Genomic DNA, 12,035 nt, shown 5'->3' on the forward strand with positions numbered 1-12,035 from the left:
GATGGGGAAGGACAATTCGATGGTGATCAAACAGCCGCACGCAGACAGCGGCATGGAGGATTTCGGATACAAGGAGTCGCTGGACCGCAGCATCGGCAAGTTCGCGAGCTTCGCGGCAGGCGTCAGCTACATCTCGATCCTGACCGGCACGTTCCAGCTCTTCTACTTCGGTTTCGGCACCGCCGGGCCCGCCTACCTGTGGTCATGGCCCATCGTCTTCGTCGGCCAGATGGCGGTCGCACTGTGTTTCATGGAGCTCGCCGCGAAATACCCTGTGGCAGGGTCGGTCTACAACTGGAGCAAGAAGCTCGCCAGCAGGATCGTCGGCTGGACATCGGGATGGCTGATGCTCACCGCGTCGATCGTCACGATCTCCGCCGTGGCACTGGCCTACCAGCTCAACCTCCCGCGATTGTGGAGTGGCTTCCAGATCATCGGTGACGGCAGTGGCACATACGACTACGCCGCCAACGCCGTGCTGCTCGGTTCGATTCTGATCGCGTTCACCACCATCGTGAATGCGCTCGGTGTGCGGCTGATGGCGATGATCAATTCCAGCGGCGTGTTCATCGAGCTCATCGCGGCGGTCCTGATCGTCATCCTGCTCGCCGTCAACGTCGAACGTGGACCCCAGGTGTTCTTCTCCACCAACGGATACGGCGCCGGAGAGAGCATGGGCTACCTGGGGGCTTTCCTCATCGCGTCGCTGGCATCGGGCTACGTGATGTACGGGTTCGACACCGCGAGCTCGCTGGGGGAAGAGACGGTCGAACCCCGCCGCACCGCACCCAAAGCGATCGCCCGGGCCATCCTGGCGTCCTTCGTGATCGGCGGCGGCATCCTGGTTTTCGCGGTCATGGCCGCACCGGACCTGGAGGACCCGGAGCTCGGGGCGAGCAGCGGTGGCCTGCAGTACATCGTCGAGCAGGTGATGTGGGGGCCGCTGGGCAAGATCTTCCTTGTCTGCATCGTCATCGCGGTCACGGTGTGCTGCCTGGCCGTGCATACCGCGGCGATCCGGTTGACCTTCGCGATGGCGCGCGACAACGCGTTGCCGTTCGGGGAGAAGCTGGCCACGGTCAATCCGAAGACGCAGACGCCGATCGTCCCGGCCGTCACCATCGGCATCCTCGCGCTGCTCATCTTGGTCATCAACATCGCGAACATTCAGATCTTCACGGTCCTGACCTCGATCGCCATCATCATGATCTACCTGGCTTACCTGATGGTGACCGGCCCGCTGCTCAAGAAGCGGCTCCGAGGTGAGTGGCCGCCCAAGGACCTCAAGGAGGGCGGCTACTTCACGATGGGCAAGTGGGGGCTGCCCGTCAACATCGTTGCCGTGGTGTGGGGCGTCGGGATGGCGCTGAACCTCGCCTGGCCGCGCGTCGCGGTCTACGGCGAGGGTTGGTATTTCACGTGGGGCGCGTTCCTGTACATCGGCGTCATCCTGGGAGCCGGCCTGCTGTGGTATTTCCTCAAGGGCCGCAACCACATCGGCACGCTGAAGTCGCACGCTGCCGAAACGGTCTCCGGTGGGTGACGCGGGAACTTTCGATTACGTCGTCGCCGGCGGCGGCACCGCGGGCTGTGTGCTCGCGGCGCGGCTCTCCGAAGATCCGGACGTCACGGTCTGTCTGCTCGAGGCGGGGCCGTCCGACGTCGGTGACGACGCGATCCTGGTGTTGTCGGAGTGGATGCATCTGCTGGACTCCGGTTACGACTGGGACTATCCGGTCGAACCGCAGGAGCGCGGCAACTCGTTCATGCGCCACGCCAGGGCCAAGGTGCTGGGCGGGTGCTCGTCGCACAATTCCTGCATCGCGTTCCACCCGCCCGCCGAGGCGCTCGACGACTGGGTCGAGATGGGCGCGGCGGGGTGGGGTGCGGCCGACGTGCTCCCGCTGGTCTCGAGACTGACCGAGACCGTTCTACTGCGTGATGTACCGCCTGATGATCCCTGTGGCACAGCAGTTTTGGAAGCCGCCGCACTCGCAGGCTTGCCGACGGTGGCATTCAACCGGGGCGAGACGGTCCGCAACGGGGCGGGCTGGTTCCAGATCAACGGCGGCCAGGACGGCATCCGCAACTCGACGTCGAAAGCGTTCCTCCATCCGATCCTCGACACCCGTAAGAACCTCGAAGTTCGCACCGATTCCTGGGTTTCGGAGATCCTGTTCGACGATGCGCTGCGGGCCACCGGTGTTCGCTACCAGCGGCCGGACCTCACCGGCTACGACACGGTGTCCGCGCGCCGTGAGGTGATCGTCACCGCGGGAGCCATCGACACCCCGAAGCTGTTGATGCTCTCGGGAATCGGGCCCACCGCCCACCTGCGTGAGATCGGCATCGACGTGCGTGTCGACTCGCCCGGCGTCGGCGCCAACCTCGACGACCACGTCGAAGGACTGGTGTTCTGGGAAGCGTCACAGCCGATGGTGACGACGTCGACACAGTGGTGGGAGATCGGTCTGTTCACCACCATCGACGAGGGCGTGACGCAGCCCGATCTGATGATGCATTACGGCAGCGTGCCCTTCGACATGAACACGCTGCGCCACGGCTACCCGACCACCGACAACGGATTCTGCCTGACTCCCAACGTCACTCAGGGTCGGTCGCGCGGCACGGTGCGGTTGCGGTCACGGGACTTCCGCGACCGCGCCAGAGTCGACCCCCGCTACTTCACCGACCCCGACGGCTACGACGACCGCATCATGCTGGCCGGCGTCAAGCTCGCACGCACCATTGGCGCGCAGACGCCGCTGGCGCCGTGGGTGGCCCGCGAACTCGCGCCGGGCCCCGAAGCGGTCACCGACGACGAGCTTCTCGACTACATCCACCGCTGTCACAACACCGTCTACCATCCGGCGGCCACGGCGCGGATGGGATCGGTGGCCGACCCGATGGCGGTGCTCGACCCCCAGTTGCGGGTCAAGGGTGTGTCCGGCCTGCGCGTCGTGGACGCCTCGGCCATGCCGAAACTTCCTGCGGTCAACCCCAACATCACCGTGATGACCATGGCGGAGAAGTGTGCCGACCTCATCAAAGCCACCTGAGCGGCAAGACCTTCCGGCGTTCCTGGCCGAGCACACCCCGTTCCAGGGCTCGACGGACGACGAGCTGGCCGAGCTGGCGGCCGGAGCGTCGATAGAAGAACTCGCCGCCGGCGTCGTGGTGGCCGACTACTCGGCGCGGGTGCCCGACGAGATCTGGATGGTGTGCCGCGGAGCTGTCACGTTGCGCTCCAGCGGAGACGGCGCCCTGATCGACGTCGTCACCGCGGGCGGCATCTTCGGCTACATGCCACTGCTGACAGGCGCGGGCATGGATTTCGAAGCGCGCACGACGACGCCGAGCACGCTGATCAGACTGCCCGGTGCGCTGGTGCGTGCGCAGTTCGCCAAGCCGGCGGGCCTGGCGTTCCTGGCGTCGTCGGGCTGGACCCGCGCGGCGGACCGGCCGACCATCGCGCCCGCCACCGACAGCAGGCCCGTCGCCGAACTCGTCCACGGCGAGGTGCTGGTGGTCGCACCGTCGGACCGGGTGCGCGACGTCGTCGTCAAGATGACCGAGAACCACGTGTCGTATGCGTTGATCCGCCTGCCGGACGGGCACTTCGGGATCTTCACCGATCGGGACCTGCGCACGCGTGTGGTGGCGGCGGGGCTCCCGGTCGACGTGGCCATCGAGCGCGTGATGAGTGCTCCTGCCCGCACGGTCACCACAGACCTCACCGCCGACAGCGTGCTGATGGAGATGCTGGAATGCGGGCTGCGGCACATGCCGGTACTGACGCCCCGCGGCGCCGTCGTCGGAGTGCTCGAAGACGCCGATCTGCTGGCCGCCTCGGCGCGGCAGAGCTTCATGCTGCGCCGCTCGATCGCCCAGGCCGCGGATGCGACGCAGCTGCAGCAGGTCGGGCAGCGGGTGACCACCACGGCCGTCGAACTGTTCCGCAACGGCACCAAAGCTACCGCCACCAGCGCCATCCTGTCCGTCGTCATCGACAGCCTGGTCCGTCGAGCCCTGGAACTGGTTCTCGCGCAGCCGGATAACGCGGGCATCGACGGTTTCGCCTGGCTGATTTCCGGCAGTGTGGCCCGTCGCGAGGCCATGCCGTCCTCCGATGTCGACAGTGCCCTGTCGCTACGCGACGACGCGGCCGGTCAGACCGCGCACCTACGCGCGATCGCCTCTGAGGTGCACGATCTGCTGGATGCCTGCGGTCTGCCGCAGGATCGCAACGGGGCGATCGCTTCCTCCCCGAGATTCTCTCGCACGCAATCGGATTGGCGTAGCGCAGCGCATGGGTGGCTGGACGACCCGCTGCGCGATCAGGGGCTGATCATGTCATCGCTGCTGATCGACGCGCGCGTGGTCTGGGGTGACCCCGCCCTGCACACGGTGCCCGGGGCATTCCATCGGATCCGTGAGCAGTATCCGAATGCGTTGCGGCTGCAACTGCTCGACGTGCTGTCGGGCAAGGTGCGGACTCGTTCGCTGCGCGACGTGCTGTCGCGGCGCGGCGGCACCTTCGACCTGAAGAACCACGCCGTGACACCGATCGTCAATCTGGCTCGGTGGGGTGGCCTGAGTGCGGGCGTCACAACCGCGTCCACCCCGACCAGGCTGGAGGCCGCAGCCGAATCCGGCGCACTCAGCGAGTCGGACGCCCGCACGCTGTGCGACGTGTTCGCGATGGCGCAGCGGCTCCGACTGGCTCACCAGGTCGAGCAATTGGCCGCCGGTCATACGCCCAACGACATCATCACGATGTCGGAGTTGTCACCCCTGAACCGCAGCCTCCTCGGCGACGGGCTGCGCGAGATCGCGGCGGTGCGCCGACGTGTCGGCAATGTCGGACTCACCGGCGTATAGGCTGGTCACGTAATGGCAAAGCACGACACCACGTCACCGGGCGATCCGCCGGCCGCCGTGCAATCAGTGGATCGCGCGTTGACGGTGCTGGAGATCGTCGCCCAGCTCGGCCAGGCCGGGGTCACCGAGATCGCGGCCGAACTCGGGGTCCACAAGTCGACGGTGTCGCGACTGATCGCCGTGCTGGAGGCGCGCGGATACGTCGAGCAGGTGTCCGAGCGAGGCAAGTACCGTTTGGGTTTCGCGATCCCGCGGCTGGCTCACGTGGCGGGAAGTCAGAGCGATCTGGTCAAGCTGGGCCAGGACGCCTGCGACGTTCTCAGTGTCGACGTGGGGGAGACCGCCAATCTTGCCGTCCTCGACCAGGACCGGATCGTCAACATCGTCGAGACGATCGGCCCCGCCGAGATCACCCTGCGAACCTGGGTCGGACAGAGTTGCCCGGCCTACGCCACGTCGAGCGGCAAGGTGCTGCTGGCAGGCCTGGACCCCAACGATGTCCGCTCCCGCGTCGCGGCGCCGATCTTCGCGTTCACCGAGTACACGGTCGGTGACCTCGCCGGTCTGGCCGACGAACTCGCCGCTGTCCGTGAACGCGGCTGGGCCAGCGTGAGCGAGGAACTCGAGGTGGGGTTGAACGCTGTGGCCGCACCCGTCTACGACGTGCACTCGCAAGTCGTTGCCGCGCTCAGTGTTTCGGGTCCCTCCTACCGGCTGGCTCCCGACCGGTTCGAAGAGGTCGCCAAGCAGACGATCGCGGCCGCCGACGAGATCAGCCGCAAGTTGGGCTGGACCGCACGCGACTGAGTCGTCGAGCGCACGCTCGGCGATGTCACAACACGGCACGACGCACGGTCTGCGAATCGCCGGTGATGACGGCAAGGATCGTCCGCCACGAATCGGACGGCCTGTTCAACATCCCGGAGTGGGCCTCCCAACCCTCGACCGGTGCGCCATCGTCGTAAAAGCCTGTCCGCAAAGGGATTACGGTGGGGATCTCGTCGGGGTCGGCACCGTGGGGCCCGCCGGGAATGCCCTGCACAAGCTCGATGAAGTCACCCGGCGCGGTCATCGAGAACCGTAGGACATCAGGGTTCCTGTTGTGCCAGTCGCCGGGGTCGTCGACACCGACACCGGCCCCTGCCGCCGCCACGAACAGGGTGCGGTCCGATGTGAGCCCCATCGTCTCCGCGGTCCCGACGATCGACCCGCCGTACGAATGCCCGATCACCGTCACCGGCACCCCGTCGGCGACGCGGCGATCGACGTCTTCGCTGAACGCGACGAGGCGCGGAGCCATGTCCACTGCGTACTGCGCGTCCGCGGCGTGCAGGACGGCGGCCGGTGCGCGAACCTGCGGGAACGGCCCGCCGAGATAGGTGATGACGGCGACCTCGCCGCGCGACCCCGACACGAAACGGCGTGCCGTGGCCGTCGTCGTGGCCGAACCTTCGATCGTCGTGTTCACTCCGGGCACCAGCACGGCGACACTGCGTGCCGCAGCGAGGTTCCCGTTGACCTCGACGAGTGAGGCCCTTGCGGGGTCGAACGCAACGATCTGCCGGGGAATCCGTCCTCGGCCCGCGGGGTCGTCGACTTCGCCGAGCAGGCTGCGGTAGAAGGCGATGCGACGGCGGGACACAGGGTCGGTGCCGGTCTCGGCGAGAATCGCGGCCGCGATGTTGATGCGGTTCGCGGCCATCCGCATGTCCCAGGGGATTCCGTCGGTGTTGCCGACCTGGCGGGGGAAGTCCGCGATCAGCCGGCTGCGCTGGTCCGGGGTCATCGCGGAGATCTGGGTGGCGATCCTGTCCTGGCTCATCGCGGGCCATGCGTCGACGACATCGACCGCCTCCACGGGCCACGCGCCGGCGGGAACCGTCGCCGCTCGCGGTGCGGGGCTGTCGCCTTCGGTCAACGCCGCGGTGATGTCGTGGGCCGCGTCGAGGTCGGCGGCTTCGAGCCGGTCCAGGGCGTCGACGATGCGGACGCCCAGTTCGGCGGCCCGTACCCCGCGCATTTCGTCAGCCACCGCGTCGTCGCCGCCGGCGAGCACCACCAACAACGGGGACGCCGCTGCCGCAACCGTCACCGATCCGTCATCGGCCACCGCGAACCCGTCCCGCAGCGCCGCGTCCACCCCGGCGAGAACCTCGTCGCGGGCCGCAACCATCTGCACGGAACCGTCGCGCGCCGCCACCGACGCGACGACGAGACGACGCGCCACCAGCGCCGCGTCCGAACTAATCAGTCGTGTGCTCTCCCGCGCGGCGTCGGCGGCGGTACCCGTCCAATAGTCGTGACTTCGGTCCGCGTCGGCGACGGCGTCGTCAACCCGTCCGCGCAGGCGTCTGGCCGCCGCGTCCCAGTCCCGGGCCAGCGTCAGCAGTGCCTCGGGCCTCCACTGCTGCGCCAGAGAGACGGTGGGACGGCTCACCGCACCGCGAACCGATCCCCGTTGACGGCGTCCGCGTGTGCAAAGGCCTCGGCCGACGCACGCGCGGCCATCGCCCAGCTGTTCAGGCCCGCGATCACCGTGGCGACCTGCTCGGCGATCAGGTCCGCCGCCGGTACCGCGCCGACGGCCGAGCCGTGCAGGTCGTAGCCGCCAGGCTCGGGCCACGACATCCCCTCGACGTCGGCCGCGACGCCCCAAAAGCTGTCCGCCAACGCCCGCAACCGGTCCAGATCGACGTGTGCGATTTCCCCCATGGCTCATGCTTGCAGGCGCGAGGAGAGGTCGACCGAGTTATCCACAGGCCCTGACCCGGGTGTCCGGCCGACCTGTGAGCCAGACAACTTGTAGTCTCGGTGAGGTGCAGCGACGAATCATGGGCATCGAGACGGAATTCGGTGTCACCTGCACGTTCCACGGCCACCGCCGGCTGAGCCCCGACGAGGTCGCCCGCTATCTCTTCCGCCGGGTGGTGTCCTGGGGACGTAGCAGCAACGTCTTCCTCCGTAACGGTGCGCGCCTGTATCTGGACGTGGGCAGCCACCCCGAATATGCGACCGCGGAATGCGACAGCCTGACCCAGCTGGTGACCCACGACCGGGCGGGCGAGCGGGTCCTCGAGGATCTGCTGATCGACGCCGAGCAGCGCCTCGCCGACGAAGGTATCGGCGGCGACATCTATCTGTTCAAGAACAACACGGACTCCGCGGGCAACTCGTACGGCTGCCACGAGAACTACCTGATCGTGCGGGCGGGCGAGTTCTCCCGGATCTCCGACGTGCTGCTGCCGTTCCTGGTGACGCGCCAGTTGATCTGCGGCGCGGGCAAGGTCCTGCAGACGCCCAAGGCGGCGACGTACTGCCTGTCCCAGCGCGCCGAACACATCTGGGAGGGCGTCTCGTCCGCGACGACGCGGTCCCGTCCGATCATCAACACCCGCGACGAACCGCACGCCGACGCCGAGAAGTACCGGCGTCTGCACGTCATCGTCGGCGACTCCAACATGAGCGAGTCGACCACGATGCTCAAGGTCGGTTCGGCGTCGCTGGTGCTGGAGATGATCGAGGCAGGCGTCGCGTTCCGCGACTTCTCCCTGGACAATCCGATCCGCGCGATCCGCGAGGTCAGCCACGACCTGACCGGACGGCGGCCCGTGCGGCTGGCCGGTGGCAGGCAGGCCAGCGCGCTGGACATCCAGCGCGAGTACTACGCCCGCGCGGTCGAGTACCTGCAGACCCGCGAACCGAACACCAACATCGAACAGGTCGTCGACCTGTGGGGTCGCCAGCTCGACGCCGTCGAGAGCCAGGACTTCGCCAAGGTCGACACCGAGATCGACTGGGTGATCAAGCGCAAGCTGTTCCAGCGCTACCAGGACCGTTACAACATGGAGCTGTCCGATCCGAAGATCAGCCAGCTCGACCTCGCCTACCACGACATCAAGCGCGGTCGCGGCGTGTTCGACCTGCTGCAGCGCAAGGGTCTGGCGGCCCGGATCACCACCGACGAAGAGATCGAGGCGGCGGTCAACACCCCGCCGCAGACCACGCGGGCCAAGCTGCGCGGCGAGTTCATCAGCGCCGCCCAGGAAGCCGGCCGGGACTTCACCGTCGACTGGGTGCACCTCAAGCTCAACGATCAGGCGCAGCGCACCGTGCTCTGCAAGGATCCGTTCCGCTCGGTGGACGAAAGGGTCAAGCGGCTCATCGCTTCTATGTGAACCGGTGAACTGACACCGCGTAGTCGCCGCCGTCGAAGGGCTTCCGGTCCCACGTCGACCACCGGTCGACGAGGTCCAGGCCCGCAGCGCTCGCGATCTCGTCGTAGCGATCCAGCGTCAGCCGTCCCGAGACGAGCTGAAAACCCGCGACCAGCAGCCCGCCGGGAGCCAGCCGCGCCGCAAGCTGGGCGACGACCGTCGCCTCCGTCCCGCGGTCCAGGAAAATCATCACGTTGCCGGGCATCGCGACGACGTCGAAGGTTTCCGCGACGTGTTCGTCGGTCGTCACCAGGTCAGCCTCGACCCAACGCAGCTCCGGCGCCTTGGCCCGTGCCGTGCCCAGCATCGAGGGATCTGCGTCGATTCCGACGACCGAGAAACCGCGGGCTGCGAGTTCGATTGCGACCCTTCCGGTTCCGCATCCCGCGTCGAGCACAGTGGTACCGCCGGATCCCCGCAACAGCTGCTCGATCAGGTCGGCCTCGCCGTGCACACTCGCGCCTGACTCCACCAGACGTTGCCAACGCGCGTCGTAGTCGTCACCCCGGGGCCGGTCGGACCGCTGCCATCGAGAGCTCATATCAGTCTGTTCTTCGCGCCAGCGCTCATCACCGGTCCATTGTGCCGACACGCGCCGAGATGGCCGCGCTGCGGGACCACCGCAGCGCCCTAAGCTCTAAGCCGTGGCGATCTCGAAAGTCGAACGGTTGATGAACCTTGTCATCGCACTGTTGTCGACGCGATCCTTCATCACTGCTGACAGGATCCGCGAGACGGTCTACGGCTACTCGGACGAAGCAAGCGACGAGGCGTTCTCGCGCATGTTCGAGCGCGACAAGAACGAACTGCGCGACCTCGGTATCCCGTTGGAGACGGGACGGGTGTCGTCGACAGACCCCGCGGAGGGGTACCGCATCAACCGCGAGGCGTACGCGCTGCCCGCTGTGGAACTGAACCCCGACGAGGCGGCCGCCGTCGCCGTCGCCACCCAACTGTGGCAATCGCCCGAGCTGATCACCGCGACGCAGGGGGCCCTGCTCAAGCTGCGGGCGGCAGGCGCCGACATCGACGCCGCCGCCGACGACATCGCCATCACGTCCACCGCGGTCTTGCCCGGATTGCGGGGCTCGGAGGAAGTTCTCGGAATCCTGTTGTCCGCCATCGATTCCGGTCGCGCCGTGCAGTTCCGGTACCGTCCCGCGCGCAGCGAACCGTACGTGACACGCACCCTGGAACCATGGGGCGTGGTCACCGACCGGGGACGCTGGTATGTCGTCGGCCATGACCGCGATCGCGATGACACCAGGACGTTCCGGCTCTCGCGCATCGGGGCCGACGTGACTCCGATCGGCGCGGCCGGCACGGTGGCCAAGCCCGACGGTGTCGACCTGCGCGCCATCGTCGCCAAGGTCGTGGGGGACTGGCCCGCGACGGGCGAGGCCAGAGTGTGGGTTGCCGACGGCCGCGCCACCGCGTTGCGTCGCCGCGGCACGGTCGTCGGTCCGAAAGTGATAGGTGGGCGATCGGGGGACGAGATCACCGTGGACATCGGCATGTTCGACCGGCTCGCCAGGGAGGTCGCCGGGTACGGCGCCGATGCTCTGGCGCTGGAACCGGAATCGCTGCGCCACGACGTCATCGCGAGGCTGGAGGCGCACCTGTGACGGCCATCAGTGCCCGGCTGGTGCGGCTGCTCAACATGGTGCCGTACTTCCAGGCCAACCCGAAGATCACCTACACCGAGGCCGCGTCCGACCTCGGAGTCAGCGTGAAGCAGCTGCGCGACGACCTCAACCAGCTGTGGATGTGCGGCCTTCCCGGCTACGGTCCCGGCGACCTCATCGACTTCGAATTCTCCGGAGACACCATCGAAGTCACGTTCTCCGCGGGCATCGACCACCCGCTCCGGCTGACATCGCCGGAGGCCACCGGTGTGCTGGTGGCGCTGAGATCGCTGGTCGACGTGCCGGGCATGGTCGACCCCGAAGCCGCACGCAGCGCCATCGCGAAGATCGAATCCGCGGCAGGCGCAGTCGGCCACAACGTCGAAGGAGCCGCGGTCGAGGAACCCGCACCGGTGGAAAGTGACGCCGCGGCAGCCGTACGGACCGCGGTGCGCAACGGCCGCGCGCTGGCCATCGAGTACTACTCGGCCTCCCACGACATGCTGTCCAGCCGCATCGTCGACCCCATTCGCGTGGTGCTGGTCGCCGACCACAGCTATCTGGAGGCATGGTGCCGTACCGCGGAAGGGGTGCGGCTGTTCCGGTTCGACCGGATCGTCGACGCGCGGGTCCTCGACGAACCGTCGCTGCCGCCCCCGCCCGCCGTGCAAGCCGGCCCGGACACGTCCCTGTTCGACCCCGACACCGCAGATCCGTCCCTGCCGACGGCGACGCTGCTGATCGACCGGTCGGCGGCGTGGATGTTCGACTACTACCCGCTGCGGGTGCTGCGCGAATTCCCCGACGGCTCCTGTGAGGCGGCGATGACGTATGCCTCCGACCAGTGGATGGCGCGCTTCGTCCTCGGGTTCGGTTCGGCGGTCAAGGTCCTCGAACCGGCCGAATTGGCCGACAGGGTCCGGCAATCGGCCGGTGCAGCGCTGGAGGCCTATCGGGTCGGCATCGAGTCACCGGGCGAGTAAGCTGGTTCGCGACGTCTGGAGGTAACCAAATTGGGTGGTCTACAACCTTGGCACTGGCTGATCGTCATTGCCGTGTTCGTGCTGCTCTTCGGCGCCAAGAAGCTCCCGGACGCAGCGCGTTCGCTGGGTAAGTCGATGCGCATCTTCAAGTCCGAGATCAAGGAGATGCAGTCCGATTCGAACGGGGCCAAGGCCGATCAGCCGGAGCAGCCGACGCAGATCGCATCCGAGCGCGTCGTTGATCCGTCGACCGGGTCCACTACTGCGGCCGAATCGTCGGCCGACAAACGCCCGGCCTGATCGCTCGACTGGTGAACGCGGCCACCGGCCGC

The 12,035-nt window shown here is 67.5% G+C and carries 11 protein-coding genes; 8 read left to right on the forward strand and 3 right to left on the reverse strand.

Annotated features, from left to right (window positions below; all coding sequences use genetic code 11):
- The first annotated feature begins 19 nt into the window (after positions 1–19).
- Genes P9A17_RS18325 through P9A17_RS18340 form a run of 4 tightly spaced genes read left to right on the forward strand, consistent with a single transcriptional unit; the run spans position 20 to position 5,688 of the window.
- Positions 20–1,543, forward strand: coding sequence for an amino acid permease (locus tag P9A17_RS18325; protein ID WP_278040121.1), 1,524 nt, complete (start codon positions 20–22; stop codon positions 1,541–1,543).
- On the forward strand, positions 1,536–3,059 hold the full coding sequence (locus tag P9A17_RS18330; protein WP_278040122.1) for a GMC family oxidoreductase N-terminal domain-containing protein: 1,524 nt from the start codon (positions 1,536–1,538) through the stop codon (positions 3,057–3,059). Before P9A17_RS18325 ends, P9A17_RS18330 begins: the two co-directional genes overlap by 8 nt.
- Positions 3,034–4,881, forward strand: a complete 1,848-nt coding sequence (locus tag P9A17_RS18335; protein WP_278040123.1) for a putative nucleotidyltransferase substrate binding domain-containing protein — start codon at positions 3,034–3,036, stop codon at positions 4,879–4,881. Before P9A17_RS18330 ends, P9A17_RS18335 begins: the two co-directional genes overlap by 26 nt.
- A 12-nt stretch (positions 4,882–4,893) precedes the next feature.
- Positions 4,894–5,688, forward strand: coding sequence for an IclR family transcriptional regulator (locus P9A17_RS18340; RefSeq protein WP_278040124.1), 795 nt, complete (start codon positions 4,894–4,896; stop codon positions 5,686–5,688).
- Between the two features lie 25 nt (positions 5,689–5,713).
- Here the strand turns inward: P9A17_RS18340 and P9A17_RS18345 are convergent, their stop codons facing one another.
- Together P9A17_RS18345 and P9A17_RS18350 are read right to left on the reverse strand one after the other, a co-directional pair.
- Positions 5,714–7,318 carry an alpha/beta hydrolase gene (locus P9A17_RS18345; protein WP_278040125.1) on the reverse strand — a complete coding sequence of 535 codons (1,605 nt, stop codon included), beginning with the start codon at positions 7,316–7,318 and terminating at the stop codon, positions 5,714–5,716.
- Entirely contained in the window at positions 7,315–7,593 is a 279-nt protein-coding gene (locus P9A17_RS18350; protein ID WP_278040126.1) for a hypothetical protein, read from the reverse strand. The genes P9A17_RS18345 and P9A17_RS18350 overlap by 4 nt, the downstream gene beginning before the upstream one ends.
- Before the next feature lie 104 nt (positions 7,594–7,697).
- Between P9A17_RS18350 and pafA the strand changes: the two genes are divergently transcribed.
- A complete protein-coding gene (gene pafA / locus P9A17_RS18355; RefSeq protein WP_278040127.1) occupies positions 7,698–9,056 on the forward strand; it encodes a Pup--protein ligase in 1,359 nt (452 codons plus the stop codon).
- On the opposite strand, the gene P9A17_RS18360 is transcribed toward pafA, so the two are convergent.
- On the reverse strand, positions 9,049–9,636 hold the full coding sequence (locus tag P9A17_RS18360) for a class I SAM-dependent methyltransferase (protein WP_278040128.1): 588 nt from the start codon (positions 9,634–9,636) through the stop codon (positions 9,049–9,051). The two genes, pafA and P9A17_RS18360, sit on opposite strands and share 8 nt — an antisense overlap.
- 103 nt (positions 9,637–9,739) lie before the next feature.
- Between P9A17_RS18360 and P9A17_RS18365 the strand changes: the two genes are divergently transcribed.
- The 3 genes from P9A17_RS18365 to tatA are packed head-to-tail and all read left to right on the forward strand — an operon-like array spanning position 9,740 to position 12,003.
- Positions 9,740–10,720 (forward strand): YafY family protein, encoded by a 981-nt coding sequence (locus tag P9A17_RS18365; RefSeq protein ID WP_278040129.1) that lies wholly within the window; start codon positions 9,740–9,742, stop codon positions 10,718–10,720.
- On the forward strand, positions 10,717–11,703 hold the full coding sequence (locus P9A17_RS18370; protein WP_278040130.1) for a YafY family protein: 987 nt from the start codon (positions 10,717–10,719) through the stop codon (positions 11,701–11,703). The genes P9A17_RS18365 and P9A17_RS18370 overlap by 4 nt, the downstream gene beginning before the upstream one ends.
- A gap of 30 nt (positions 11,704–11,733) precedes the next feature.
- Entirely contained in the window at positions 11,734–12,003 is a 270-nt protein-coding gene (tatA, locus tag P9A17_RS18375; protein WP_278040131.1) for a Sec-independent protein translocase subunit TatA, read from the forward strand.
- Positions 12,004–12,035 lie beyond the last annotated feature (32 nt).

Source organism: Mycobacterium sp. 236(2023), from assembly GCF_029623955.1.
In the GTDB taxonomy this organism is placed as follows: domain Bacteria; phylum Actinomycetota; class Actinomycetes; order Mycobacteriales; family Mycobacteriaceae; genus Mycobacterium.

What these genes read in the sequence shown, in the direction of transcription:
- P9A17_RS18350 (WP_278040126.1), bottom strand. Translation starts at nt 7,593, where the DNA reads ATGGGGGAAATCGCACACGTCGATCTGGACCGGTTGCGGGCGTTGGCG.
- P9A17_RS18360 (WP_278040128.1), bottom strand. Translation starts at nt 9,636, where the DNA reads ATGAGCTCTCGATGGCAGCGGTCCGACCGGCCCCGGGGTGACGACTAC.
- P9A17_RS18325 (WP_278040121.1), top strand. Translation starts at nt 20, where the DNA reads ATGGTGATCAAACAGCCGCACGCAGACAGCGGCATGGAGGATTTCGGA.
- P9A17_RS18340 (WP_278040124.1), top strand. Translation starts at nt 4,894, where the DNA reads ATGGCAAAGCACGACACCACGTCACCGGGCGATCCGCCGGCCGCCGTG.